The organism is Marinobacterium iners (assembly GCF_017310015.1).
Classification (GTDB): domain Bacteria; phylum Pseudomonadota; class Gammaproteobacteria; order Pseudomonadales; family Balneatricaceae; genus Marinobacterium; species Marinobacterium iners.
Genome location: NZ_CP022297.1, coordinates 3,953,576 through 3,979,929 on the forward strand (window position 1 = coordinate 3,953,576; position 26,354 = coordinate 3,979,929).

27 protein-coding genes and 2 rRNA genes are annotated in these 26,354 nt (G+C 56.9%); 10 read left to right on the forward strand and 19 right to left on the reverse strand.

Going from position 1 to position 26,354, the window contains the following annotated elements:
• Positions 1 to 45: 45 nt before the first annotated feature.
• Positions 46 to 1,056 carry a porphobilinogen synthase gene (hemB, locus tag CFI10_RS18620; protein WP_206837514.1) on the reverse strand — a complete coding sequence of 337 codons (1,011 nt, stop codon included), beginning with the start codon at positions 1,054 to 1,056 and terminating at the stop codon, positions 46 to 48.
• 198 nt (positions 1,057 to 1,254) lie between these two features.
• On the opposite strand from hemB, the gene elbB reads away from it, so the two are divergent.
• Positions 1,255 to 1,908: an isoprenoid biosynthesis glyoxalase ElbB gene (gene elbB / locus CFI10_RS18625; protein WP_206837517.1), complete on the forward strand. Its 654-nt coding sequence runs from the start codon at positions 1,255 to 1,257 to the stop codon at positions 1,906 to 1,908.
• 248 nt (positions 1,909 to 2,156) lie between these two features.
• On the opposite strand, the gene CFI10_RS18630 is transcribed toward elbB, so the two are convergent.
• From CFI10_RS18630 to radC, 9 genes are all read right to left on the reverse strand, one after another.
• Positions 2,157 to 2,903 carry a 3-hydroxybutyrate dehydrogenase gene (locus CFI10_RS18630; protein WP_206837520.1) on the reverse strand — a complete coding sequence of 249 codons (747 nt, stop codon included), beginning with the start codon at positions 2,901 to 2,903 and terminating at the stop codon, positions 2,157 to 2,159.
• 54 nt (positions 2,904 to 2,957) lie between these two features.
• On the reverse strand, positions 2,958 to 4,028 hold the full coding sequence (locus tag CFI10_RS18635; RefSeq protein WP_206837523.1) for an MJ1255/VC2487 family glycosyltransferase: 1,071 nt from the start codon (positions 4,026 to 4,028) through the stop codon (positions 2,958 to 2,960).
• Entirely contained in the window at positions 4,028 to 4,558 is a 531-nt protein-coding gene (locus CFI10_RS18640; RefSeq protein WP_206837527.1) for a phosphatase PAP2 family protein, read from the reverse strand. Before CFI10_RS18640 ends, CFI10_RS18635 begins: the two co-directional genes overlap by 1 nt.
• Before the next feature lie 93 nt (positions 4,559 to 4,651).
• Positions 4,652 to 5,539 (reverse strand): alpha/beta hydrolase, encoded by an 888-nt coding sequence (locus CFI10_RS18645; protein WP_091826181.1) that lies wholly within the window; start codon positions 5,537 to 5,539, stop codon positions 4,652 to 4,654.
• An 8-nt stretch (positions 5,540 to 5,547) separates the two neighbouring features.
• On the reverse strand, positions 5,548 to 6,360 hold the full coding sequence (mutM, locus tag CFI10_RS18650; RefSeq protein ID WP_091826184.1) for a bifunctional DNA-formamidopyrimidine glycosylase/DNA-(apurinic or apyrimidinic site) lyase: 813 nt from the start codon (positions 6,358 to 6,360) through the stop codon (positions 5,548 to 5,550).
• Entirely contained in the window at positions 6,353 to 7,255 is a 903-nt protein-coding gene (locus tag CFI10_RS18655; protein ID WP_206837530.1) for a DMT family transporter, read from the reverse strand. Before CFI10_RS18655 ends, mutM begins: the two co-directional genes overlap by 8 nt.
• A 125-nt stretch (positions 7,256 to 7,380) precedes the next feature.
• Positions 7,381 to 7,548 (reverse strand): 50S ribosomal protein L33, encoded by a 168-nt coding sequence (rpmG, locus tag CFI10_RS18660; RefSeq protein ID WP_027854336.1) that lies wholly within the window; start codon positions 7,546 to 7,548, stop codon positions 7,381 to 7,383.
• A gap of 13 nt (positions 7,549 to 7,561) precedes the next feature.
• A complete protein-coding gene (gene rpmB / locus CFI10_RS18665) occupies positions 7,562 to 7,798 on the reverse strand; it encodes a 50S ribosomal protein L28 (protein ID WP_091826187.1) in 237 nt (78 codons plus the stop codon).
• A gap of 198 nt (positions 7,799 to 7,996) precedes the next feature.
• Complete coding sequence (radC, locus tag CFI10_RS18670) at positions 7,997 to 8,671, reverse strand: RadC family protein (protein WP_206837534.1); 675 nt, start codon at positions 8,669 to 8,671, stop codon at positions 7,997 to 7,999.
• 110 nt (positions 8,672 to 8,781) lie between these two features.
• Between radC and coaBC the strand changes: the two genes are divergently transcribed.
• Genes coaBC through slmA form a run of 5 tightly spaced genes read left to right on the forward strand, consistent with a single transcriptional unit; the run spans position 8,782 to position 13,437 of the window.
• Complete coding sequence (gene coaBC / locus CFI10_RS18675) at positions 8,782 to 10,002, forward strand: bifunctional phosphopantothenoylcysteine decarboxylase/phosphopantothenate--cysteine ligase CoaBC (protein ID WP_091826190.1); 1,221 nt, start codon at positions 8,782 to 8,784, stop codon at positions 10,000 to 10,002.
• Positions 9,999 to 10,454, forward strand: a complete 456-nt coding sequence (gene dut, locus CFI10_RS18680; protein WP_091826192.1) for a dUTP diphosphatase — start codon at positions 9,999 to 10,001, stop codon at positions 10,452 to 10,454. Before coaBC ends, dut begins: the two co-directional genes overlap by 4 nt.
• A gap of 41 nt (positions 10,455 to 10,495) precedes the next feature.
• Positions 10,496 to 11,884 (forward strand): phosphomannomutase/phosphoglucomutase, encoded by a 1,389-nt coding sequence (locus CFI10_RS18685; RefSeq protein ID WP_206837537.1) that lies wholly within the window; start codon positions 10,496 to 10,498, stop codon positions 11,882 to 11,884.
• A gap of 28 nt (positions 11,885 to 11,912) precedes the next feature.
• Complete coding sequence (gene argB, locus CFI10_RS18690; protein ID WP_091826195.1) at positions 11,913 to 12,815, forward strand: acetylglutamate kinase; 903 nt, start codon at positions 11,913 to 11,915, stop codon at positions 12,813 to 12,815.
• 10 nt (positions 12,816 to 12,825) lie between these two features.
• Positions 12,826 to 13,437, forward strand: a complete 612-nt coding sequence (gene slmA / locus CFI10_RS18695; protein WP_206842301.1) for a nucleoid occlusion factor SlmA — start codon at positions 12,826 to 12,828, stop codon at positions 13,435 to 13,437.
• A gap of 9 nt (positions 13,438 to 13,446) precedes the next feature.
• Here slmA and CFI10_RS18700 read toward each other — a convergent pair whose 3' ends face one another.
• From CFI10_RS18700 to gpmI, 3 genes are read right to left on the reverse strand one after another with little or no spacing between them, the layout of a single operon-like run.
• Positions 13,447 to 14,784 (reverse strand): S41 family peptidase, encoded by a 1,338-nt coding sequence (locus CFI10_RS18700; protein WP_206837540.1) that lies wholly within the window; start codon positions 14,782 to 14,784, stop codon positions 13,447 to 13,449.
• A gap of 23 nt (positions 14,785 to 14,807) precedes the next feature.
• On the reverse strand, positions 14,808 to 15,944 hold the full coding sequence (locus CFI10_RS18705) for a murein hydrolase activator EnvC family protein (protein ID WP_206837544.1): 1,137 nt from the start codon (positions 15,942 to 15,944) through the stop codon (positions 14,808 to 14,810).
• Between the two features lie 5 nt (positions 15,945 to 15,949).
• On the reverse strand, positions 15,950 to 17,503 hold the full coding sequence (gpmI, locus tag CFI10_RS18710) for a 2,3-bisphosphoglycerate-independent phosphoglycerate mutase (protein ID WP_206837546.1): 1,554 nt from the start codon (positions 17,501 to 17,503) through the stop codon (positions 15,950 to 15,952).
• Between the two features lie 166 nt (positions 17,504 to 17,669).
• Here gpmI and CFI10_RS18715 point away from each other — a divergent pair, with 166 nt between their 5' ends.
• From CFI10_RS18715 to secB, 3 genes are read left to right on the forward strand one after another with little or no spacing between them, the layout of a single operon-like run.
• Positions 17,670 to 18,083, forward strand: coding sequence for a rhodanese-like domain-containing protein (locus CFI10_RS18715; RefSeq protein WP_091826201.1), 414 nt, complete (start codon positions 17,670 to 17,672; stop codon positions 18,081 to 18,083).
• 5 nt (positions 18,084 to 18,088) lie between these two features.
• The gene (gene grxC / locus CFI10_RS18720) at positions 18,089 to 18,343 is read left to right on the forward strand and encodes a glutaredoxin 3 (protein WP_206837549.1); all 255 of its coding nucleotides are present in this window, start codon (positions 18,089 to 18,091) and stop codon (positions 18,341 to 18,343) included.
• A gap of 26 nt (positions 18,344 to 18,369) precedes the next feature.
• Positions 18,370 to 18,846: a protein-export chaperone SecB gene (secB, locus tag CFI10_RS18725; protein ID WP_091826204.1), complete on the forward strand. Its 477-nt coding sequence runs from the start codon at positions 18,370 to 18,372 to the stop codon at positions 18,844 to 18,846.
• Positions 18,847 to 18,867: 21 nt separating this feature from the next.
• Here secB and CFI10_RS18730 read toward each other — a convergent pair whose 3' ends face one another.
• On the reverse strand, positions 18,868 to 19,515 hold the full coding sequence (locus CFI10_RS18730) for a tRNA-uridine aminocarboxypropyltransferase (RefSeq protein WP_206837553.1): 648 nt from the start codon (positions 19,513 to 19,515) through the stop codon (positions 18,868 to 18,870).
• A gap of 98 nt (positions 19,516 to 19,613) precedes the next feature.
• Between CFI10_RS18730 and CFI10_RS18735 the strand changes: the two genes are divergently transcribed.
• Complete coding sequence (locus CFI10_RS18735) at positions 19,614 to 20,438, forward strand: HDOD domain-containing protein (protein WP_206837556.1); 825 nt, start codon at positions 19,614 to 19,616, stop codon at positions 20,436 to 20,438.
• A gap of 97 nt (positions 20,439 to 20,535) precedes the next feature.
• On the opposite strand, the gene tnpC is transcribed toward CFI10_RS18735, so the two are convergent.
• From tnpC to CFI10_RS18760, 5 genes are all read right to left on the reverse strand, one after another.
• Positions 20,536 to 22,092 carry an IS66 family transposase gene (gene tnpC / locus CFI10_RS18740; RefSeq protein WP_206841919.1) on the reverse strand — a complete coding sequence of 519 codons (1,557 nt, stop codon included), beginning with the start codon at positions 22,090 to 22,092 and terminating at the stop codon, positions 20,536 to 20,538.
• Between the two features lie 92 nt (positions 22,093 to 22,184).
• Entirely contained in the window at positions 22,185 to 22,520 is a 336-nt protein-coding gene (gene tnpB, locus CFI10_RS18745; protein WP_206836653.1) for an IS66 family insertion sequence element accessory protein TnpB, read from the reverse strand.
• Complete coding sequence (gene tnpA, locus CFI10_RS18750) at positions 22,517 to 22,876, reverse strand: IS66-like element accessory protein TnpA (protein WP_206835530.1); 360 nt, start codon at positions 22,874 to 22,876, stop codon at positions 22,517 to 22,519. The genes tnpB and tnpA overlap by 4 nt, the downstream gene beginning before the upstream one ends.
• A 161-nt stretch (positions 22,877 to 23,037) precedes the next feature.
• Positions 23,038 to 23,153, reverse strand: a 5S ribosomal RNA gene (gene rrf, locus CFI10_RS18755).
• Between the two features lie 166 nt (positions 23,154 to 23,319).
• A 23S ribosomal RNA gene (locus CFI10_RS18760) occupies positions 23,320 to 26,206 on the reverse strand.
• Between the last annotated feature and the right edge of the window lie 148 nt (positions 26,207 to 26,354).

The window sequence follows — 26,354 nt, forward strand, 5'->3', positions numbered from 1 at the left end:
TTTCTCCCGGGTTGATACTGTCGTCCATTCGTTCCACTCGTTGGTTTAGCGCTGCAGCAACTCGGCAGCCCTGACCGCAAAATAGGTCAGAATACCATCGGCACCTGCGCGTTTGATGCATGTCAGGCTCTCCAGAATCACCGACTCCTCGTCGAGCCAGCCATTTTGGAACGCCGCCATGTGCATGGCATACTCGCCACTGACCTGATAGACAAAGGTCGGCACTTTCAGTTCGGTTTTCACACGGTGCACGATATCCAGGTAGGGCATCCCCGGCTTAACCATCACCATATCGGCCCCTTCGGCCAGATCCATCGCAACCTCGTGCAGTGCCTCATCGCTGTTGGCTGGATCCATCTGGTAACTGAATTTGTTTCCCTTGCCCAGATTGCCTGCCGAGCCCACCGCATCGCGGAAGGGGCCATAGTAGGCACTCGCATACTTGGCAGAATAGGCCATAATGCGAGTATTAACGAAGCCGTTACTTTCCAGCTCATCACGGATTACGCCGATACGGCCATCCATCATGTCACTGGGGGCCACCACATCGGCACCTGCTTCGGCGTGGGACCGAGCCTGCTGCACCAGTGTGTCCACGGTACGGTCGTTGAGTACATAGCCAGCCTCGTCGATGATGCCGTCCTGGCCGTGGGTGGTATATGGATCCAACGCCACATCGGTCATAACACCCAATTCCGGTACAGCGGCTTTCAGGGCACGCACCGCACGCTGTACCAGCCCATCTGGGTTGTAGGCTTCCTCGGCAAACTCGCTCTTGGCTTCGGCCGGCGTAACCGGAAACAGCGCAAGCATTGGAATACCCAGCTGATGCCAGTATTTTGCCTTTTCCACCAGCAGATCGATGCTGTAGCGCTCCACACCCGGCATCGACGACACCGCTTCCACCTGGTTCTCGCCTTCCAGCACGAAGACTGGATAGATCAGATCATCGGTGGTGAGGACATTTTCACGCATCAGACGACGCGAAAATTCGTCGGCGCGCATTCGGCGCATGCGGGTTTCAGGGTAGAAACGCTGACTGTTGGTAAAAGCCACGGCTCGATTCCTTTTTCAGGTGCATTGGACGACAAAAAGATGACATACAGGTGACAACGGCCCGTTTCACGGCACATCACCTGTTTGGTATTGGTCTCATCTTAACGTAATCTGTGACCAGTGCGACACGACCCCTGTGGGGCGAGTACGGAAAACACTCAATTGCATCGATGGTTACAGCCAAAAGGAGTTCAGCCCATGAAAAAGATCGCGGTGATCCTGTCCGGAAGTGGTGTATTTGATGGCTCCGAAATCTACGAATCGGTCCTTACCTTCCTGCGCCTTGAGCATAACGGCGTGGCGTATCAGTGTTTTGCCCCCAATGTGGAGCAGATGCACGTGATCAACCACCTGACCGGTGAAGTGGCCGAAGGTGAAAGCCGCAACGTACTGGTTGAAGCGGCGCGTCTGGCGCGCAGTGAAATCAAGGATCTGGCCGAGGCCAATCCGAACGAGTTTGATGCGCTGATCATCCCCGGTGGCTTTGGGGCCGCCAAGAACCTGAGTGATTTTGCCGTCAAGGGCGCCGACTGCACGGTCAACCCACAGCTGGTCACATTTGCCCGTGCCATCCATGACGCCGGCAAGCCCGTAGGCTTGATCTGCATTGCGCCAGCCATGACGCCGAAGCTGCTCGGTACCGGTATCCGCTGCACTATTGGCAGTGACGAGGGCGCTGCCGGGGCGATCAACAGCATGGGTGGCATCCATGAAAACTGCCCGGTGGATCAAATCGTGGTCGATACCGACAACCGGGTCGTGACTACCCCAGCCTATATGCTGGCAGGCTCAATCAACGAAGCCGCTTCTGGAATCAATCGCCTTGTGGATGAAGTGATCAAAATGGTTTGACCCGCAAAATTAGGAAAAATTCTTATATCCATAATTTTTGGACCCGGCATAATGGGTCTTGTGGATCTCCTGTTCAGGGAACGAATACAAGGACGGCCACGCAGCAGTTCAGGACGCACGGAGTGCACAGGCGAGAAGCCGCTTTTTACAACTGCAGGGATACGGATGCCAGAGAGAGGAGCCTGATGATGGATCATCGGCTCCTTTCGCTTTTTATGGGATTTGCAAAAGCCTCTATGGACAGCTGTTCAGCGTGCCGTCCACCCCCCATCAAGCGTGATGGTCTGACCGGTCATGTTGCGCGCCGCCGGGCTGATCAGAAACTGACACACGCCCGCCAACTCCTCTATACTGATGAACGCGCCCTTGGGCATCGGCTTGAGCATAATCTCGTCGATCACATCCTGCTCCGAAATTCCGTTGGCCCTGGCTTGTGCCGCGATCTGCTGCTCAACCAACGGTGTCAGCACATAGGATGGGCAGACCGTATTGATGGTAATGTCGGTATCGGCCGTTTCCAGCGCTACAACCTTTGAAAAGCCCAGCAGGCCATGCTTGGCCGCCACATAGGCGCTTTTATACGGTGATGCGACCAGTGCGTGTATGGAACCGACATTGATGATGCGCCCAAATCCCTGCTGGCGCATGCCGGACAGCAGCGCACGAGTCAACATGGCGGCCCCGGTGAGCATCACCTGTATCAGCTGATCGAACTTTTCCGGCGGAAAGTCTTCCAGCGGAGCTACATGCTGCAGCCCTGCATTGTTGATCAACACATCAACAGGCTCGCCATTCAGAGCCTCAATACTGCCGTGATCCGACACATCCAGTGCCAGCGCCCGGGCTTCTCCGCCTGACGCCTGAATTTCTCTGGCCACGTCGTCTGCAGCCTGTTGCCTGAGATTCGTCACCAGAATGGTATGGCCCTCGGTCGCCAGCGCCAGCGCAAGCCCCTTGCCTATGCCACTGCCGGCACCGGTAATCAATACGCGCATCTGCTCTCTCCTTCATAACGTCACTAAACGGGCATTTCAGACGAGTGCAGATAACTATAGCAGGGGTTGGCGCAACCTAGCATGAGAGGGTGAAAACTGACGGACATATTCCTGCTGCCAAAGCTCGCACCCCAGTGCATCCAGCGACTGTTGACGACCCGAGGCAATCCACTGCGCCAGTGCAGTTGCCACATCCGGCCAGGGCGACGGACTTGGAGACGACTGTGCCAACCATGCCTCTACCGACTCCAGCGCCAGCTCCGACATGGTATTGGCCAGCCCCATCTGTTTCAATACAGCGGCGTTGGAGCGCTGTTCCACCTGACTGTGCAGCGGTTTGACCAGCAGTTTTTTTCCCGCCTGAATCGCCTCGCTGCACAAACCAAAACCGGCATTGCTGATCACGCCGGCACAGCTGCACAAGTCACGCTGAAAACCGTCACGCGAGAAGGGTTGCAGTTCCAAAGGCCCGCGTTGCTCAGGTGTTGCAATATTGCAATAAACGCGAAAGCGATACTTCGGAAAGGCACTCAGCCAGTAGATAACCTCATCCATGGACTCAAACGGCAGATACACCAGAATTTTGTCCGGTTCCTCAGTCAACGGATAGGGCGGAGGGGCTACCAAGGGTGGCAAAATGGGAGCATCGAAGTGGTACCAGTGCACACCCACCGCATCATCTACAGGTGCGAACAGTTTGAGTGACGGTTTCAACCAGGGTTTGAATCCGGTCCCAGGAATGGGGTGATGGAAAGCATACTGGTGAGCAATACCGAGTGAGGGTACGCCCTGATGCCATGCTGCCCAGGCCGTGACAGGTTCAAAGTCACTCAGCACCAGATCGTAGCGGCTCAGATCCAGCTGGCGGTAATCGCGCCAGAACTGCACTGGCCGACTTTGCCTAAAAGTTTTCAGCCAGCCCACCCGCCCTGCAGAGGTGACAAAGGTAAAACCACGCCGGGTTTCAAACCGACCAAAGCACTCCATATTGAACAGTTGTTCAGGCGCCCGTCCACTCAGCAGCACATCAACCTCAACGCCTGCCGCCTGCAGCGCAGGCAGCAGCACCCGAGCCCGGGTGATATGTCCATTCCCGGTTGCCTGCACGCCATACAGAATACGCATCAGATCCACTCCCAGACGCCCAGCGCCAGCAGGGTCGAAATGATGCCAAGCAAAGCACCTGCGGCAATATCAGTCGGGTAGTGAACACCAAGCAGCACTCGGGAGCTACCGATCAACAGTGCCAGAATAAAACCAGGCAGCATTAGTGAAGGATAAAATTGCGCCAGCAGCATGGCAAATACGAAGGCGGCTGCGGTATGTCCGGACGGGAAGCTGAATTTGTCCGATGGCTCGATGGCCGCTCGAAACCCCTGCAGACGATGGCAGGGCCGGTCACGCCGGATGGTGTTTTTCAGCAGCAGGTAGAGCGGCAACTCAATGCCGTAGGCCAAAAGCCCGACCAGCAGAAAGGCCTGGCCATCTTCAGGCTCCCACACAGCCAGCGTCAGGCCCAGTATGAGATAGAGGCCGCCATCCCCAAGCCGAGAGACCCATCGGCTGCCCGCCATCACCGGTGCATGCTGACCGTAGCCGTTGCACCAGAAGAAGGCGCGGGTATCGAAGGCGTTAAGCTTCTGCAAACGGTTCATGGCGACCACCCCTTGTTGGCACTCAGGTGATCATTTTTCGTTCAGAGCGGTGAAAGTGCAGTTACATCAAGGTGAAGCTTTAATGACAGCCACTCAGTGCTGCAGCCAGTCAGTAATCAGTTGCGTCAGGCGATTCGGATTGTCCCAGGGCAACATATGCCCCTCCCCTTCCACATTGATCAGTTCAAATGGCTGTTTTAGCCATTCCTGTACCCGTTGGGAGTAACTCAGTGGCAATACCTCGTCTTCGCTGCCGTGGATGATCAGGCCGCGGAAGTTGAACGTCCTCGACAGGCTGCCGAAGCGGTGTGTGAACAGGCTGGACAGGGTGCGTAGCGGATAGTCGAAGACAATCAGGGGATCGCTGTTGATCTCTTCGCCGGCAGGGTGACCGGCCAGTAGACGATCGTAGTCGATGAAATTCTTCATCGGCAGCTGTAAGCCCGGCAGCAGCAACGCACTGCTCCAGATCCATGACCAGCCGACTTGATGCAGCATATCCGGTGCCATTTCGGGTACCAGCAGCGTACCGCAAACCAATCGTTCAATACGTGACTCCCGCTCGGCACAGGCCAGCCCCAGCAATGCTCCGATGGAATAGCCGTATAAGTATACGGGGCCACTGAAAGTCTGCTGGTAATAGTCGAGGATCTCGCTCAGATCGGTACAGACTTGGTCTACTGTGTACAGGCCACGCTCGCCACCGGAGTAGCCATGGCCACGCAGGTCCACACCGACCACATTGAGGCCCTGAGCGGAAAGATCGGACAGCAGCTCGGCGTAGAGCTCGGAATACGTGCCGATGCCGGGAATGAACAGCAGCAGGGGTGCCGTCTCATCAGCACAGGAGTATAGCTCGGTATGCAGCGGTAACGTGCCGATACGAACACATCGACGCAGTTCCAGCCGAGACTCAATACCCAGCTTTCGGCGCAGCTCGGTACGCTGAAGATCAACGGGCGGGTTATAGCAACTGTTCATGTAACTCCTCAACGCTGGCAGCGGCGACAGAATACAGTACTGCGCTGACCCAGCTTTATTTCGGTAAGGTGCTCGCCACAACCATTGCAGGGCTGACCACCTCGGCCATACACATCCAGCACCTGACTGAAGTAGCCAGGCTTGCCATCGCCCCCCACAAAGTCGCGCAAAGTGGTGCCTCCCTGTTCAATGGCGGCTGCAAGTACAGTCTTGATGGTTTCAACCAGTACCGACAGCCTCTCTGCAGAGATACGCCCCGCCGCTCGGCGTGGATCGATTCCGGCACGATACAGGGCTTCATTGGCATAAATGTTACCGACCCCGACCACAACCTGCGCATTCATGATCAGGGCCTTGATTGCTGTTCTGCGCCCTTTGCAGGCGGTCTGCAGATACTCGGCGGTAAAGTCCTCGCTCAGCGGCTCCGGCCCCAGATGGGCCAGCAGGCTGTGTTCGGTACCGTTTTCCTGCCACAGCACGGCACCGAAGCGACGTGGATCAGTCAGCCGCAGCAGCTGCCCGGACGCCAGCACCAGATCCACATGGTCATGCTTGCCCGGAACCGTCCCCTGCGGCAGGATGCGCAGACTGCCTGACATACCCAGGTGCACGATCATCTGTCCTCGACTGAAACTCAGCAGCAGATACTTCGCACGCCGCTCGACGCACCGCACCTCATCACCTTCAACCCATTGTGCCAACTGCTCGGGAATGGGCCAGCGCAGTCTGGATTGACGCACCTCCAGCCGCGTGACACGCTGATGAACAATATGGGGCGCAATCCCACGGCATGTGGTTTCAACTTCTGGCAACTCAGGCATGACCCTTCTCCCGTGAAGGCTTGGCAGGGCGCAGTACCAGATAAACACCGAATACCGCCAGCGCCATGCCACCCAGCGCCAGCACCGACAGCTCTTCACCGAACAGCCACCAGGCTTCCAGTGCCGTTACGGGCGGCACCAGATAGAAGTAGCTGGCCACACGTGCCACTTCGCCCTCTCGGATCATCAACATCAGCAGCAGAATGGCACTGACCGACAGACCAAACACCAGCCACAGCAGGGCACCAATAAGCTCCGGGTGCCATTCAACTTCTCGCGTTTCCAGACCAAAACTCAACAGCGCCATCATCAACGCCGTGGACAGGTACTGGAAAAAAGATCCCGTCAGCAGGTCCGTCCCCGCCCCGAAGCGCTTCTGGTACAGCGTGCCTACCGAAATACCCACCAACGCCACCATCGCTGCCAAAACGGCCTCAATGCGCACCTCAAAGTTGCCCGGCTGCAGCCCGCTGCCCAGCACCAGCACCACACCCAAAAGCCCCAGCAGCAGCCCGCCCCACTGGGGCCGGCGCAGGGTCTGCCCGGTCATCATCCAGGCCAAAACCGCTGTCAGAACCGGTTGCAGCCCGACCAGAATGGAGGTCACACCCGCCGGCAGCTGCCATTTGATGGCGGCAAATACACCGCCCAGATAGCATCCATGCACCAGCGCCCCTGCAACGAGCTGATGCATCGCCTGCGACGGCGAAGGCCAGCGGGCACGGAATATGAAGATAAACGCAAGGAACACGCCCAGCGTCAGCAGCATGCGGATCAGCAACAGGTTGAATGGCTCGATGTACGGCAGGCCGTAACGGGCACCGATAAAACCGGTACTCCACAGCAGTACAAACGCCAGGGGCACAAAACGAATCAACGCGGGAGGAACAGACATTCAGGGGCCTTCTGCACAGGAAACAAACCATACAACAACGGTCGGGTATACAGCATGCCAGAAAATAAAAAACCCCGCAGCACATTCAGCACTGCGGGGTTCCGGGATCTCCGGTCCAGAACCAATTACTTGATCTTGGCTTCCTTGTAGATCACGTGTTTGCGAACAACCGGGTCGTATTTCTTGAATTCGAACTTGTCCGGGGTGTTACGCTTGTTCTTGTCGGTGGTGTAGAAGTGACCGGTTCCTGCAGAGGAAACCAGACGGATCTTCTCGCGTGCGCCTTTAGCCATGATTCAAATCTCCTCAGACTTTCTCGCCACGGGCACGCAGTTCGGTCAGAACCGAATCGATACCCTTCTTGTCGATGATACGCATGCCCTTGGAGGAAACACGCAGACGTACGAAACGGTTTTCGCTTTCTACCCAGAAACGGTGCCAATGCAGGTTCGGCAGGAAGCGACGACGCGTTTTACGGTTTGAGTGGGAAACGTTGTTCCCGGTTACCGGGCCTTTGCCCGTTACCATGCAAACTCGAGACATAGTGACTAAACCTTTCTAACAAGGGTTATGTTTACTTCTGTTCGATGTTTATTGGCCACACAACCGATGCGACCTCAGGCGGAGCGTCCCATACGAATAAGCCGGACAGAATACCGTACCATTAAGGAACAGAAGGCCGCATATCATACAGAAGCCAATGCAGCCACGCCAGCGAATTGTTGAATTTTTCACCAGCGGTCACAGCAGCCCGCGTTCGGCGAACGAAACCGTTTCACCGTCACCGATCACCATATGATCCAGCACCCGGATATCAACCAGTCCCAGCGACTGAACCAGCCGATCGGTAATCTGCCGGTCGGCCTGCGAGGGCTCGGCCACGCCGGAAGGGTGGTTGTGCGCCAGGATCAGCGCCGCGGCATTATGCGCCAGCGCCAGTTTGACCACTTCGCGCGGATGCACACTGGCGGCATTGATGGTGCCATAGAACAGCGCCTCGTAGCGGATCACCCGGTGGCGGTTATCCAGCAGCAGGCAGGCGAACACTTCACGCGGCTCATGCCGCAGACGACTGGCCAGATACTGACGCACCATGGTCGGGCTCTCCAGCGCCGACTCCCGCACCAGCTGAGCTTCCAGGTGACGCCGCGACATCTCCAGCACCGCCTGCAGCTGAACATACTTGGCCGGCCCCAGACCATGCGCTGTGCAGAAATCCGCCTGACTGCACTCCATCAGCGGTCGCAGGCCGCCGAAATGCTCCAGCAGTTGTCTCGCCAGATCTACCGCGCTGCAGCCCTGCACACCGGTGCGCAGAAAGATCGCCAGCAGCTCTGCATCTGACAGCGCGGCGGCACCCCGCGCCAGCAGTTTTTCCCTCGGCCTCTCTTCTGCCGGCCAGTCACTGATCGCCATGCTCACCTCCCTGTGAGTGTGAATCCGGGCTGAATCGTCTACGCATTGCCCGGCTGAAGTGGTATCTTAACGCTCCAAACCAGAATGAGAAACTATCGGACATTCAGGGTATGCACAGACTCACTAACCGGCAGATTCTGCTCGGAATCACCGGCGGCATTGCCGCCTACAAAAGTGCCGAACTGACCCGACTGCTCAAGGGCGCCGGGGCCGATGTACGCATTGTCATGACCGCCGCGGCAACCGAATTCATCACCCCGCTGACACTGCAGGCACTGTCTGGACACCCGGTACATCAACATCTGCTCGACCCCGAAGCCGAAGCGGGCATGGGCCATATCGAACTGGCCAAATGGGCCGACCTGATTCTGATCGCACCGGCCAGTGCGGACTTCATCGCCCGCTTCAGCGCCGGCATGGGTGACGATCTGCTGACTACCTTGTGTCTGGCCACCGATGCACCCATCTGCCTGGCACCGGCGATGAATCAGGCGATGTGGCGCGACCCGCGCACCCAGCACAATATCCAGCAGCTGAGCCATCAGGGCGTCAAGGTGTTTGGTCCTGGGGTTGGTGCTCAGGCCTGTGGCGATACCGGCCCCGGACGCATGTTGGAGCCGGAAGAGCTAGCCGAACTGACCGCCGAGCAGTTTCAGCACGGTGCACTCAGTGGCAAACGGGTATTCATCACAGCCGGCCCCACTCGAGAGCCCCTGGACCCGGTGCGCTTCATCTCCAATCACAGCTCCGGCAAAATGGGCTATGCGCTGGCGGAAGCCGCTGCCGATGCCGGTGCTGATGTGCGCCTGATCAGCGGTCCTGTCAATCTGCCATCCCCCCCGCGAGTGGAGTGTGTTCAGGTGGAAAGCGCCGAACAGATGCTGGCCGCTTCGCTGGACGGCGTTGAGCAGTGCGATATTTTTATCGCCGCCGCTGCCGTGGCCGACTATCGCCCGGTGGCGGTCGCCGAACACAAGATCAAGAAAGGCAGTGAAGAGATCATGGAGCTGCGCCTGATCAAGAACCCGGATATCGTTGCCACGGTTGCCGGGCTGGAACGGCAGCGCCCCTTTACCGTGGGGTTTGCCGCCGAAACCCGTGACGTACTCGAATATGCCCGCAGCAAGCTGGAACGCAAGGGGCTGGATCTTATCATTGCCAATGACGTGTCCAATCCCGATATCGGTTTCAACAGCGATGACAACGCCGTTACGCTGGTCAGTACAGCCACGACCCTGACCCTGCCACTGGGTCCGAAGCGGTTGCTGGCACGCCAGCTGATTGATCAGATCGCCGAGCATTTCCACCGCAAGAGCCAGAGAACAGAATGAAAGCACTGCAAGTCAAGATTCTGAACGACCGCATCGGTCGTGACATCCCCCTGCCCGCCTACGCCACTGAAGGCTCCGCCGGTCTCGATCTGCGCGCCTGCCTTGATCAGGCACTGACGCTGGAGCCGGGGCAGACCGAGCTGATTCCTACGGGACTGGCGATCCACATCGCGGACCCGGGCCTGTGTGCCATGATCCTTCCGCGCTCGGGCCTCGGCCACAAGCACGGCATCGTATTGGGTAACCTGGTCGGTCTGATCGACTCTGACTATCAGGGCCAGCTATTTGTGTCCTGCTGGAACCGGGGCCAGACCACCTTCACCATCGAGCCGGGTGAGCGTATCGCTCAGATGGTTCTGGTACCGGTGATGCAGGCCGAATTCGAGATTGTCGACGAATTCAGCAACTCTGAGCGCGGCGCGGGTGGCTTCGGCTCTTCCGGTCGCCACTGAATCAATCAGTAAACACTTACTCACGACAGGGAACAGTATCAATGCCCTATCCGTTACAGCAGTTCGACCGTGACATTTTTCGGGCCTACGATATCCGCGGTATCGTTGGTCAGTCGCTGACCGATGCAACCGTGTATCACATTGGTCGCGCCTTTGCCGCTGCAGCCGCTGCACGCAACATTCGTGAAGTCGTCGTTGCCGCCGACGGTCGCCTTTCCGGCCCGTCACTGAAGCAGATTCTGATTCAGGGACTGACCGACAGCGGCTGTCAGGTGCTGGATATCGGCTATGTACCCACACCGGTACTGTATTTTGCCGCGCACCAGCGTGACGACCAGACCGGCATCATGATCACCGGCAGCCACAACCCGGCTGACTATAACGGCTTCAAGATGATGCTCGGTGGCGAAACCCTGTCCGGCGATCAGATCCAGGATCTGGCCCGTTGCATCGAGCAGCAGGCGTACGTGGACGGCACCGGTGCCGCTCAGCCACTGGCAATCGAGCGCGCCTACAGCGAGCTCATCCTGAAGGATATCAATCTCAAGCGTCCGATGAAGGTGGTGGTGGACTGCGGCAACGGCATCGCCGGCGGTATCGCGCCCGATCTGCTGGAACAGCTGGGCTGCGAGGTGATTCCGCTGTTCTGTGAGGTGGATGGCACCTTTCCCAACCATCATCCCGACCCAGGCAAACTGAAAAACCTGCAGGATGCCATTGCAGCAGTCAATGAACATCAGGCCGATCTGGGGCTGGCGTTTGACGGTGACGGCGATCGCGTTGGCGTGATTACGCCATCCGGCCATGTGGTCTATCCAGACCGGGTGATGATGCTGTTCGCCGAGGACGTTTTAAGCCGCAATCCGGGGGCCGAAATTCTGTTCGATGTGAAGTGCTCCCGCCTGCTGCCGCAGGTGATCGAGCAGGCCGGCGGCAAAGCTACCATGTGGAAAACCGGCCATTCGCTGATCAAGCGTCAGATGAAGGCGTGTGGCGCTCTGCTGGCAGGTGAGATGAGCGGCCACATCTTCTTCAAGGAGCGCTGGTACGGCTTTGATGACGGCCTCTACAGCGCTGCTCGTCTGTTGGAGATTCTGTCCGGCCGTTATGAGGATGCCGATGCCATCTTCAGCGCCTATCCGGAAGATATCAGCACCCCGGAGATCAATATCGAGGTGCGTGAAGACAACAAGTTCGCGCTGGTTGAAGCGCTGCAGCAGGCGGCGTTCCCCGGCGGCAATGTCAGTCACATTGATGGTGTGCGTGTCGACTATGCTGATGGCTGGGGCCTGATGCGTGCGTCCAACACCACACCGGTATTGGTTCTGCGCTTTGAGGCGGAGAATGACGCGGCGCTGTCCCGTATCAAGCATGAATTCCAGTCGCGCCTGAGCGCGATCGATCCCGGTCTGCTGATTCCCGATGCCTGACCGGCACTTATATATGCAAGGAGAGAATATGCCTCTGTCCCGTGAACAAGCCATGTCGACCGCTCACATTCTGTCGGTCGCCCTGCCCTACATCCAGCAGTTTGTCGGCAAGACCATCGTCATCAAGTACGGCGGCAACGCCATGATCGACGAAAAGCTCAAGGCCAGCTTTGCCCGCGATATCGTGATGATGAAGCTGATCGGCATCAACCCGATCGTGGTCCACGGCGGCGGACCGCAGATCGGCAGCCTGCTGGAACAGCTGAAAATCGAGTCCCACTTCATCAACGGCATGCGTGTGACCGACTCCAAGACCATGGACGTGGTTGAGATGGTGCTGGGCGGCATGGTCAACAAGGAAATTGTGGGCCTGATCAACTCCGCCGGCGGCAAGGCGATCGGCCTGACCGGCAAGGATGGTGAACTGCTGCGGGCACGCAAGCTGAAGGTCAAGCACAAGACCCCAGAAATGGAGGCGCCCGAAATCATCGATATCGGCCATGTGGGCGAGGTCGAGAGCGTCAACGTCAAGGTGCTTGGGATGCTGGAGAACTCCGACTTTATTCCCGTCATCGCCCCGATCGGTGTGGGTGAAGACGGCCATGCCTACAACATCAATGCGGACCTGGTAGCCGGCAAGGTGGCAGAAGTACTGAGGGCCGAGAAGCTGATGCTGCTGACCAATATCGCAGGCCTGCTGGACAAGAACGGCAAGGTTCTGACCGGACTGACCACTGCGCAGGTAGACGAGCTGATCGCTGATGGCACCATCTATGGCGGCATGCTGCCCAAGATCGATTGCGCCCTGAGCGCCGTGAAAAGCGGTGTTCGCAGTGCACACATCATCGATGGCCGGGTCGAGCACGCCTGCATGCTGGAGATCTTCACCGATGAAGGTGTCGGTACTCTGATCACCAACAAGGCACTGTGACAGGCGGATGATGAGCGACAAGGAACAGAAAATTTCACGCCGCGAGCAGATTCTGCAGGCGCTGGCACAGATGCTGGAAAACAACCCGGGGCAACGGATCACCACCGCGGCCCTGGCGCGTGAGGTGGGCGTGTCTGAGGCGGCCCTCTACCGTCACTTCCCGAGCAAGGCACGCATGTTCGAAGGATTGATCGGCTTTATCGAAGAGACTCTGTTCTCGCGCATTACGCTGATCACTCAGTCAGATGTGGGCGGCGTGCGCCAGTGTGAGCAGGTTCTGACCCTGCTGCTGGCATTCGTGGAAAAGAACCCGGGCATGGCCCGGATTCTGACGGGTGACGCCCTTTCGGGTGAAACCGAGCGCCTGCGAGTACGCATCAACCAGTTGTTCGAACGACTGGAAACCCAGTTGAAGCAGATCATGCGAGAGGCAGAGGTGCGTGAGGGGCTGCGTACGGAGATCCCTGCCGGCTCGGCTGCCAACCTGATGCTGGCTGCAGCCGAGGGTCGTATCCGTCAGTTTGTGCGCAGCGAATTCAAACGCCGTCCGACCGAGTTCTGGCCTGAGCAGTGGGCGCGGCTGGGAACCGGGCTGTACCGCGCACCCGCCGCCTCGGCATAACGAAGGGCGTCAACCCTCGGAGCCTGCCTCAGCAGGCTCCCGCTTCAGGATGTGCATCGCCTTGAGCAGATTCAGCGATTCGTACAACTGATAGTCTCGCTCAGCAAGATCACGACTGCTCGAGCTCTGCTCTGACTGAACGTTCTCCGCATTTCCATTTTCCAGATGCCCTGCAAGATTGCGCTCCTTTACACCCACCTCCTTACGGATCCCGGTGAGCTTGCCCTCATCTACCCGCAGATCAGGCGTAATACCCTGCGCCTGAATGGAACGCCCACCAGGGGTATAGTAACGTGCGGTTGTCAGCTTGATCGCACGCTCCCCCCCCAATGGCAACACGGTCTGTACCGATCCTTTGCCAAAGCTGTCTGTCCCCATGATGATGGCACGTTTGTGATCCTGCAGAGCGCCTGCCACAATTTCAGACGCCGAGGCTGAACCACCGTTTATCAGCACCACCAGCGGCGTATTGGCGGCCGCTGTCTGGGCATTGGCATTGAAGCGCAGCTCGGAGTTTGGCAGCCGGCCTTCGGTATAGACGATCAGGCCTGAGTCAAGGAATGCATTGCTTACCTCAACCGCTGCCTGCAATACCCCACCGGGATTATTGCGCAGATCCAGTACCAGCCCCTGCAGTGGCGCTGCCTGCTGCATCTCATTAATCGCCTTGACCAGGTCTTCACCGGTATGGGACTGGAACTGGGATACCCGCAGATAACCGTAACCCGGCTCAAGCAGTTCATGACGCACGCTGGTCACCTTGATCACGTCGCGTACGATTTCCAGTTCAAACGGCTTGTCCTCTCCATCACGCATGATGGTCAGGCGGATGCCGGTACCTACTTCTCCACGCATCAGTTCAACGGCCTGATTCAAGTCCATCCCCTGCACCGGTACATCGTCGAGCTTGATGATAAGGTCACCGGCGCGTACACCGGCACGCTGTGCAGGTGTACCATCGATCGGGGCTATCACGCGAATGAAGCCGTCTTCCTGTCCCACTTCGATGCCAAGGCCGCCAAATTCACCACGGGTATGAACCTGCAGGCTTTCGAACGCCTCAGGTTCCAGATAGGCGGAATGCGGGTCAAGGCCTGCCAGCATGCCGCGAATGGCATCTTCAAGCAGCTGCCGGTCATCAACCGGCTCCACATAGGCCTGCTTGATGCGGTCAAATACATCCGCAAACATCCGCAATTCTTCCAGCGGCAGAGTTTTCTCTGTCGTCTCTGCAGCAGCACTGGGCTCAGCTGACGCTTGCTGAGCCAGTGGACCAAAGAAAGGCAGTAAACTCAGCGCCGTGATGGCTGTGGCAGTTGCCAGCGGTGTACGCCCGTAGAGCTTCATAAGTGTGTTCCCTGCATGGTGAATTAGCGTTTGCCAAGCCAACTGATTGGATCGATTGAGCGACCCTGATGTCGGATGGCAAAATAGAGTCCCGTTTCCCCGTTACCGCCGCTGCTGCCCGCCAGAGCAACTGCCTCTCCGGTACCAACCCATTCGCCCGGCTCTCGCAGCAGGCTGTCGTTGTGACCGTAGAGGGACAGGTAACCACCTCCGTGATCCAGGATCAAGACCAGTCCATAGCCCCGCAACCAGTCTGCAAATACAACCCGTCCATGGTGTACCGCCTTGACCCGAGTACCTGCCTGAGCAGCAATCAGCATGCCTTCGTAGCTGACATTGTCAACCTGACTGCCAAAGGGCCTCCTCACAGAGCCACTGAGCGGCCAGTCCAGCTTGCCCTTGCGTTGGCTGAACTGAAGGCCGTCTGTCTGCAGTCTGATCTTCTCGAGTGACCGACGAATCTCGGCCAGAACCGACTCCAGCTGTTTCTGATCCTGCTGCAGCTTACCCAGTTTTGACTGCTCTTCCTGCAGACTTCGCTGCAGTCGAGCCAGAGCGCTGGCCTGCCCGGTACGGGCCTGCTTCAACGCTTCCCGTCGCTGTACCAACGCATCACGGGTCGTTATCAAATCGGTATCGGCACGCGCAATCTCGCTGCGTGTTTGCTCCAGCTGTTCAAGCTGTTGCCTGAACTGCTCCAACTGACTGGCAAGCCCTGAACTGACACTATCATAATAGCGCAGCATGCGAGCCAGCTCTTGCGGATCCTGCTGTGACAGGATCAGCTGAACACCGGGCTGCCGCCCCAGCCGGTACTGCTCCTGCAGTAACGTTCGGATCTGGGCCTCACGCTCCTGCAGCCCGGACAGCAGACGGCTTTCATCCGCGCCCAGATTACCGCGATGCTGCTCCAACTGCTCCAGTCGCTGTTGCAGCTGATCCAGCTCGGCCGTCACTTCGCCTATCTGACGGTCAAAACGGCGCAGCTCTGACTGGGCGTTCTTGAGATCATCCTGGCGCTTGCCTACCTGCTGCTGCAAACGCTCGATCTGCTGCTTGAGTGCCTGCAGCTGCTTTTCCGTGGCGACCGGATCCTGTGCCGCCAGCGATAGTGGCAGGCAGAGACACAGGCCGTACAGCAAACGGCGGAGTTGTCTCAAGATAATCAGCCCAGACTGACCAGTGAGTGGCCAGTCATCTCTTTGGGCGATTCCAGCCCCATCAATGCCAGCAGTGTGGGTGCCAGATCACACAGGGCACCATCACTGAGTTTTACACTGCCTGTACGCGGTCCGTCATAGATCAGAGCAACCGGCCATGTGGTGTGCGCGGTATGGGGCTGACCACTGTCAGGATCCACCATCAACTCCACGTTTCCATGGTCGGCAGTAATCAGCGCTTCACCGTCGACCTCCTTCAGTGCTGCAAGTACGCGGGTCAGGCACTGGTCAACGGTCTCAACCGCTTGGACGGCTGCATCGAACTTGCCGGTATGACCTACCATGTCGCCATTGGCAAAATTGCATACGATCAGGTCAAAGCGACCACTGCGAATGGCATCACAGAGCTTGTCGGTCACCTCAGGCGCACTCATCTCCGGCTGCAGATCGTAGGTTGCGACCTGAGGAGACGGCACCAAAATACGTTCCTCACCGGGGTAAACAGCTTCCTGACCTCCATTGAAGAAGAAAGTCACATGTGCATATTTTTCGGTTTCGGAAATACGCAGTTGCGTCTTGCCAAGGCTGGACAGGTACTCACCCAGATCGTTGTGAATTGCCTCCGGTGGATAGGCTACCGGAGCAGCAATATCAGCCGAATACTCGGTCAGCATGACATAGGCGCTCAAGTCTGGACGCTGTTTGCGGTCAAAGCCGGTAAAAACGTCACCGTCAACAAAAGTGCGTGTTATTTCACGCGCCCGATCAGGACGGAAGTTGGCACAGATCACAGTGTCACCGTCGGCAATCAGCCCAACAGGTTGAGCGGATTCATCGACAATTACGGTTGCCTGTACAAATTCGTCGCTTTCATCCCGGGCATAGGCATTGTGCAGCGCCTCCAGTGCACTGTTTGCCTGTTGCGGTGCATCTCCATTGGTCATGGCATTGTAGGCCAGTTCAACCCTATCCCAGCGATTGTCTCGATCCATGGCGAAGTAGCGTCCGACCACCGTTGCAATCGCCCCCGTGCCGAGGCGTTCAAAAACCGCCTCGGCTGCGTTGATGGAAGGCTCGGCGGAGCGTGGCGGCATGTCACGGCCATCCAGAATCGCATGCAGATATACCTGCTTGGCGTCACGCTTCACTGCCATTTCCAACAGTGCAAACATGTGATTTTCATGACTGTGCACACCACCTGGCGACAACAGCCCCAGCACATGCACTGCTCGTCCCTGCTCGATGGCTTTATCCATAGCTTCACAAAGCACCGGATTTTCAAAAAAATCACCATCCGCAATCGACTTGGAGATGCGAGTGAAATTCTGGTACACGGTACGACCTGCACCGATGTTCATGTGGCCTACTTCAGAGTTTCCCATCTGCCCTTCAGGCAAACCGACCGCCATGCCCGATGTCTGGATGCGAGAGTTCGGGTTGGATGCCAGGAGACGGTCCCAGGTCGGGGTGCGGGCGGCATCCACCGCAGACGAGGGGGTCGACTCGACTCCGAAACCATCGAGAATAATCAGTGCCTTGGTTGCGCGTGCGTCTGTCATGATCAGCAGTTCTGTCCGGTCGGTTAAAAAACAGGCAACCATTTTACTGCCTTGGCGTCGGTTTAGCTAACCGAGCACCCGCGGATTTGGCCTCAGCCCTTATCCCTGTCACGGCAGCATTGTATACTTGTTCACCTGATATCCCGCTCATCTGACCGGAACGACTATGGAACGCCTGATCGAATTCGCAATACAGCACTATTATCTGGTCGCTGCCTGGGTTGTGACCCTGGCAGTGCTGCTCTGGACCGAGAAGCGCAAGGCCGGCAAATCAGTATCACCAGCAGAAGCCACTCGCTTGATCAATAAAGAAAGTGGCGTGGTACTCGATATCCGCCAGCGCAAGGAGTGGGATACCGGCCACATTACCGGCGCACACCACATCCCCTTTGCTGACCTCGATCGCCGCCTCAACGAACTGGACAAATTCCGCGATAAGCCTGTTATTGTTGTCTGCAATCTGGGCCAGGCTGCCGGCAGCGCCGCCAAGAAACTCAAGGCTTCAGGCTACAACCATGTTGTGCGCCTGTCTGGCGGAATGACCGAATGGAAAGCCCAGAACATGCCGATCATAAAGTGAGAGCCATGCCTGAAATTACCGTTTACCTGACCCGCTGGTGCCCGTTCTGCACCCGTGCCATCGCACTGCTCGACAGCAAGAACGCTGAATACAAAGCCATTGATGTGGATGCCGACCCCAGCCTGCGTCAGGAGATGATGCAGCGCAGCGGTCGACGTACGGTACCGCAGATTTTTATTGGTGAAACCCATGTGGGCGGCTGTGATGATCTGTTCGCCCTCGAACGACAGGGCAAGCTGGATTCCCTGATCAACGCCTGAACCCATCTTCAAATAAGGAATTATTCATGTCTGACGCTCAAGCCGCCAACCAGCAAGCTACTCAGCCCCAGTTCGCCCTGCAGCGTGTTTTTGTCAAGGACGCTTCGCTGGAAACACCGGCAGGTGCCAAAGCCTTTACCCAAGCTTGGCAGCCTGAAATCAACCTTGAAATGAACACCCGTACCAGCCAGCTTGACGAAAAACACTATGAAGTCGTTTTGACTCTGACGGTCACCGGCAAGAATGCTGATGAAACCGCCTTTCTGGTTGAAGTACAGCAGGCAGGCATCTTCCTGATTGCAGGTATCGAAGGCCCTGAACTGCACCACACACTGGGCGCGTTCTGCCCGAACCTGCTGTTCCCCTACGCACGTGAAGCGGTAGACAACTTTGTGACCAAGGCCAGCTTCCCTCCGCTGATGCTCGCCCCTGTGAACTTTGATGCCCTCTATGCTCAGCAAATGCAGCAGCAACAGGCTGCCGCAGCAGAAGAGGCTCACTGAGTGCATGTAGGAGCGGTGGCCTCACCGCTCCTGTTTGGCCCAGCGCCGGCGTGAAGCAATATAGCTGGCGTTGAAGCGCTCGAAATAACCCTCCAGATGTTCTGCTGCTGCTTGATCTCCTGCCTGCTCAAGCAGCGCAACCGCCACTTCAGCCGTGCACAGGTGCTCCTCAACCGTAGAGCGTCGCAACTGATAACGGCTAAGTCGATCAGTTTCCGGCTCAATCACCGGCAGGTGTTGCAGGTAACGGCTGTGCCTAAACATGCGCCGCGCCTGTCGCCAGGTTCCATCCAGAATAATGAACACCGGAATACGCCCATCAGCCGGTACCTGCTTGAGCATTCGGTGCTCGTAGTCCTCCCCTGCAGGAAACACCAGACAGGGAACATAGCGGTCATTCTGAAGTGCATCAAGCAGATCCTGGGTCGGCTCGGTACGTGACCACTCGAAGATACGGGTATTGGCAATTGAGTCAAGGATCAGTCGCCCCGTATTGGTCGGCTTGTACAACTCATAGCAGTGCGTTAACAGCCAAAATTCACAGCGCGATTGAACAACCTTGCGCCACTGGCAGATACACACATCAGTCGGCAGCCTGCAACCATCACAACGCTTTACACCCGAGCCTCTGGCGACAAAGGGCTTGCGCGGGGGATTATCGATTTTCACCCTCTCTCCTGCTGAATCCTGAACGGGCAGGCACTATACTGTGAGGCCACCAGAACAGACAAGCTCTGTTAACGACGCCTGCAAGAGCCACTTTCACAATGAATGACAGCCGCTTTAACTCACTCATTCCCCCACAGCCGGAAGTACTGATTGACATTGCACGGCTACTTAAGGCCGAAAACCCTGATCTGACCCACATCGCAACACTGATCAAGTCCGATGTGGCACTCTATTCGGTAGTCCTTAAAAGCATCAACAGCCCCTACTATGGCCTGCGCGTCAGCGTAACCTCCATAGAGCATGCAATCAGTCTGCTGGGGCTAGATCAGATATATAATCTGGTACGGCTAACGATACTGCGCAACACATTGAAAAAGACAGGCCGTATGGAGCGCTTCTGGGACACAGCCAAGGATGTGTCCCAGCTGTCGCTAAGTGTTGCACGCAAGCTGCGTCTTCATCTGAACAAGGATGATATATATACCCTTGGCATGCTGCATGACTGTGGATTGCCACTGATGATCCAGGCCTTTTCAGGCTTTCGTGAGTTCCTGCAGTCATCACCCGGTTTCAACGTGACAGAACTGGCTAAACAGGAGCGTAATAGCTTTGGCTTCAGCCATTATCAGGTAGGTGCCAGAATGGCTGAGCGCTGGAACCTGCCTCAGCACGTTGCAGATGCCATCCGTTTACAGCCTCAGCTGGATGATGTTCTGGCAGACAAGGTTGATACTGACGAGAAGACACGACACCTGCTGGCCGTGCTGGCTCTGGCACAGGATATCAGCTCTGAATACCGCTACTACTGGCGTATTCAGTCGGCTCAACAGCTGGAGCAGCTCCAGCCGGCATTGCGCTTCCTGTCGACAACCGATTATGACTATCTGACCCTGAAGGAGAGGCTGATCGAGGAGATGGCGTAGTTTCGCGCACAACTGGCTTGAGATCAGTGACAGGGCCCGCCGCAGGGAATGCGCCGGGCCCTTTCTTTTGCCGTATCCGTCCGGTGATCACACCTTGTCAGGCGTCATCTACCGGTTTCCAGTTGTGAGGCAACAACTCATGGATCGCACTGGTTTTCTGCGTAGGCAGCCGGGCCAGCACATCTTTCAGATACGCATAGGGTTCATGTCCGTTAAGCTTCGCTGACTGGATCAGGCTCATGATGGTGGCCGCACGGCGACCACTGCGTAACGAGCCCGCGAACAACCAGTTCTTGCGACCCAGAGCCCAGGGACGGATCAGGTTTTCCACACGGTTGTTATCGATGGGGACGGCACCATCCTGCAAGTACCGCGTCAGCGCGACCCAGCGTTTCAGGCTGTAGTCCAACGCTTTGGCCGTGGCTGAGCCATCCAGTACTTTTAGACGCTGAGTCTGCATCCATGCATGCAGCGCTTCGGCGATGGGTTTGGCCCGTGTCTGTCGTAGCTGATAACGTGCCTCCGCTGTCATCTCCCGGCCATCCTGCTCGATGCCATACAGCTGGCCGATGTACTCAACCGCCTGAGCCGCGATCTGGCTTTTGCCCGTCACCTCCAGCTCAACGAACTTGCGACGAGCATGGGCCATACAGCCGATCTCGGTGACGCCTGTGCCGAAGCTGGCCTTGTAGCCGCTGTAGTCATCGCAGACCAGCTGGCCCTGCCAGGGCCCGAGAACATCCCGCGCATGCTGGCCACCGCGTCCCGGTGTGAAGTCATAGATCACGCCCTGCAGACGCGAGAACGCAGTACTGGCATAGGCCCAGATGTAGGCCTTGTGTGTTTTCTTCTTGCCCGGTGTGAGCATGGGGACAGGCGTTTCATCCGCGTGTAAGACCGGCTCCTGCAGCAAGGTATCCCGCAGTGCATCCACCAGCGGTTGCAACTGCACACCGCAGACACCGATCCACTCCGCCAGCGTTGAGCGTGGCAGCGCAACGCCCGCACGGGTAAAGATCTGTTCCTGCCGGTACAGGGGCAGGTGATCGGCATATTTGGCGATCAGCACCTGAGCCAGCAGCCCCGTGGTCGGGATCCCCTTGTCGAGCACATGAGGTGGCATGGGAGCTTGTATCAATGTCTCGCAGGTGTTGCAGACCCATTTGCCCCGGATGTGGCGCTCGACCGTGAACACGCCGGGCGTATAGTCGAGCTTCTCGCTGACCTCCTCGCCGATGCGGGTCAACTGGCAACCACAGTGGCAGGCCGTGTGGTCCGGCTCATGATGGATCTCGGTACGCGGCAGTTCCGGTGGCAACGGCGAGCGCTTGGGCTGACGCTTTTCGGAAGGCGTGGTTGCCGGGGCTTTCAGCCGTTCAAGCTCGGTCTCGATCGCCGCGATGTCTGCATCGACGACCTCGTCCAGCAGGCTGATCTGCAGCACGTTGAGGTGTTCACTGCGTTGGCCGTATTTGTGCCGCCGCAACAAGGCGACCTCATGCGTCAGCTGTCCGATTTTCAGATCACGCTGTTGGATACCCTGATCACGTTCCTGTATCGCCTGTTCCTGCTGTTCAACACGGCTGATCAGCTGCTCGGCCAACTGACGGAGCTGTTCGGGTGTGAGCTGGGTGAGGTCGGGTGTCGTGGTCATGCGGGACAGTATGCCCACATTAAATGGTCATGGGGATGCCCGGATCGGCTAATGGCTCATCGGGCGAGTCTGTGTTCGACTCGGCACCGCTCTCAGACGACGGTGATGACACCTGCGTCACCCATACGCTGCCAGGGCAGGCCTTGTACCAGCGCCTGCAGTTGCTCGGGTGTTAAGGCGATACGGTCGCCGCGCCATGTCTCGGTCCAACTGAAGCGGCCCTGATGCAGTCGGCGCGAACAGAGCCAGATACCCAGGCCATCATGGATCAGCACCTTCATGCGGTTACCGCGCTTGTTGGCAAACAGATAAGCCGCATGCGGTCGCGCCTCGCCGAACACCTTAACCACCCGTGCCAGCGCCGTATCAGGCCCCGCCCGCATGTCCATGGGCTCGGTGGCCAACCAGATCTCATCGATGCGGATCATGACAACAGGTCGCGCAACAGGGCAAGGCACGGCTGGGCTTGATCAACTGGCCACTCAACCACGACTGTTCCCGAAGGTCTTGTACACTCGATGCGAATAACAGAGTGATCGATCTGAGCTGGCCGATGTGGTGCAGGGAGTTGAACGGGGACGAAGGCTGGCATCGGGAGCGGTGTATTGGCGCGTTCGGCTTCTCGCATCCAGCGCCGTACCATGTTGGCGTTAAGGCCATTATCCAGTGCAATCCGTGAAACGGATACGTTCGGCTGGCGGCATTGCGCCACGATCTCGGCCTTGAACACGGGTGAAAAATGACGGCGTTTGCGTGGGCCTTGGGGTGCGCTTGATGGGGTCATTGATAGTGTCCACTTAAAAATAAGTGGACACTATCGGATGGTCAGCCTGTTGAGCTCAAGATGGGTTCACCGGACGGATACCTTTTGCCTGCCGTCTGCGCGTGTTTAGCCCCAATGCAAAAACCCCGGCCTCAACGAGACCGGGGTTTCTGGTATTAAGTGCCTGGCGATGACCTACTCTCACATGGGGAAGCCCCACACTACCATCGGCGATGACGCGTTTCACTGCTGAGTTCGGTATGGGATCAGGTGGTTCCACGTCTCTATGGTCGCCAGGCGAAACTGGTACAAACCGGATCTGATTGAGCCTCGTGCCTGTATGTCACGTTGCTCTGATTGTCTGTGTTGTTGCTACAAGCGTTCAATCGGTGCTCTTGCGAGCCGATAATCGTGTTTTGACTGTTTCCAGTCGAACCATTCATTTCAAACGCCTTGGGCGTTATATGGTCAAGCCTCACGAGCCATTAGTACAGGTTAGCTCAACGCCTTACAACGCTTACACACCCTGCCTATCAACGTCCTGGTCTCGGACGGCTCTTCAGGGGGCTCAAGGCCCCGGTGAGATCTCATCTTGAAGGGGGCTTCCCGCTTAGATGCTTTCAGCGGTTATCCCGTCCGAACGTAGCTACCCGGCAATGCCACTGGCGTGACAACCGGAACACCAGAGGTTCGTTCACTCCGGTCCTCTCGTACTAGGAGCAACTCTTCTCAAATCTCAAACGCCCACGGCAGATAGGGACCGAACTGTCTCACGACGTTCTAAACCCAGCTCGCGTACCACTTTAAATGGCGAACAGCCATACCCTTGGGACCGGCTTCAGCCCCAGGATGTGATGAGCCGACATCGAGGTGCCAAACACCGCCGTCGATGTGAACTCTTGGGCGGTATCAGCCTGTTATCCCCGGAGTACCTTTTATCCGTTGAGCGATGGCCCTTCCATACAGAACCACCGGATCACTAGAACCTGCTTTCGCACCTGCTCGACGTGTCTGTCTCGCAGTCAAGCACCCTTCTACTCTTGCGCTCATTGGCTGATTTCCGACCAGCCTGAGGGTACCTTCGTGCTCCTCCGTTACGCTTTGGGAGGAGACCGCCCCAGTCAAACTACCCACCACACAATGTCCTCGATCCGGGTAACGGATCTGAGTTAGAACCTCAACAGTACCAGGCTGGTATTTCAAGGTCGGCTCCACCGGAACTGGCGTCCCGGTTTCAAAGCCTCCCAGCTATCCTACACAAGTAATGTCAAAGTCCACTGTGAAGCTATAGTAAAGGTTCACGGGGTCTTTCCGTCTAGCCGCGGGGACGCTGCATCTTCACAGCGAGTTCAATTTCACTGAGTCTCGGGTGGAGACAGTGTGGCCATCGTTACGCCATTCGTGCAGGTCGGAACTTACCCGACAAGGAATTTCGCTACCTTAGGACCGTTATAGTTACGGCCGCCGTTTACCGGGGCTTCGATCAAGAGCTTCGCGTGAGCTAACCCCATCAATTAACCTTCCGGCACCGGGCAGGCGTCACACCCTATACGTCCACTTTCGTGTTTGCAGAGTGCTGTGTTTTTAATAAACAGTCGCAGCCACCTGGTATCTTCGACCGGCCTCAGCTCAGAGAGTAAATCTCGTCACCGACACCGGCGTGCCTTCTCCCGAAGTTACGGCACCATTTTGCCTAGTTCCTTCACCCGAGTTCTCTCAAGCGCCTTGGTATTCTCAACCTGACCACCTGTGTCGGTTTGGGGTACGGTCGTCTGTAACCTGAAGCTTAGAAGCTTTTCCTGGAAGCATGGCATCAACCACTTCGTCTCACATGGAGACTCGTCATCAGGTCTCAGCCTTAAGGGAGAGCGGATTTGCCTACTCTCCCAGCCTACACCCTTAAACGCGGACAACCATCGCCGCGCTGGCCTAGCCTTCTCCGTCCCTTCATCGCAGTTACAGCCGGTACAGGAATATTAACCTGTTTCCCATCGACTACGCATTTCTGCCTCGCCTTAGGGGCCGACTCACCCTACCCTGATTAGCATTGGATAGGAAACCTTGGTCTTCCGGCGAGGGGGTTTTTCACCCCCTTTATCGTTACTTATGTCAGCATTCGCACTTCTGATACCTCCACCATGGTTTACACCTTTGGCTTCAACGGCTTACAGAACGCTCCTCTACCATGCCCTAAGGCATCCGCAGCTTCGGTGTCTGGTTTGAGCCCCGTTATATCTTCCGCGCAGGCCGACTCGACTAGTGAGCTATTACGCTTTCTTTAAAGGGTGGCTGCTTCTAAGCCAACCTCCTAGCTGTCTGAGCCTTCCCACATCGTTTCCCACTTAACCAGAACTTTGGGACCTTAGCTGGCGGTCTGGGTTGTTTCCCTTTCCACGACGGACGTTAGCACCCGCCGTGTGTCTCCCATGATTGCACTCTTGGGTATTCGGAGTTTGCATCGGGTTGGTAAGTCGGGATGACCCCCTAGCCGAAACAGTGCTCTACCCCCCAAGGTGAGACATGAGGCGCTACCTAAATAGCTTTCGAGGAGAACCAGCTATCTCCGGGCTTGATTAGCCTTTCACTCCGATCCACAGGTCATCCGCTAACTTTTCAACGGTAGTCGGTTCGGTCCTCCAGTTGATGTTACTCAACCTTCAACCTGCCCATGGATAGATCGCCCGGTTTCGGGTCTACTCCCAGCGACTGATCGCCCTATTAAGACTCGGTTTCCCTACGCCTCCCCTAAACGGTTAAGCTTGCCACTGAAAGTAAGTCGCTGACCCATTATACAAAAGGTACGCAGTCACCGTCCGAAAACGGCTCCCACTGCTTGTACGTACACGGTTTCAGGGTCTATTTCACTCCCCTCACAGGGGTTCTTTTCGCCTTTCCCTCACGGTACTGGTTCACTATCGGTCAGTCAGGAGTATTTAGCCTTGGAGGATGGTCCCCCCATATTCAGACAGGATAACACGTGTCCCGTCCTACTCGATTTCACTGCATATAGGTTTTCGCATACGGGGCTATCACCCACTATGGCCGCACTTTCCAGAGCGTTCTGCTAACCACAACACAGCTTAAGGGCTGGTCCCCGTTCGCTCGCCGCTACTAAGGGAATCTCGGTTGATTTCTTTTCCTCCGGGTACTTAGATGTTTCAGTTCCCCGGGTTCGCCTCTCAAAGCCTATGTATTCAGCTAAGAGATACCCGCAAGCGGGTGGGTTTCCCCATTCGGAAATGTTCGGATCAAAGCTTGTTTACCAGCTCCCCGAACCTTATCGCAGGTTACTACGTCCTTCATCGCCTCTGACTGCCAAGGCATCCACCGTGCACGCTTATTCACTTGACCATATAACCCGAAGGCGTCTGTTCAAATGAATGGTTCGTAACGATTATCGCCGATTGGCGCTTGTATCAAACAATACAAGACAATCTTTCAGATCCAATTTGTTAAAGAGCGTTTAAAGCCGAAGCTTTAAAGGATGTACTTCAAACAA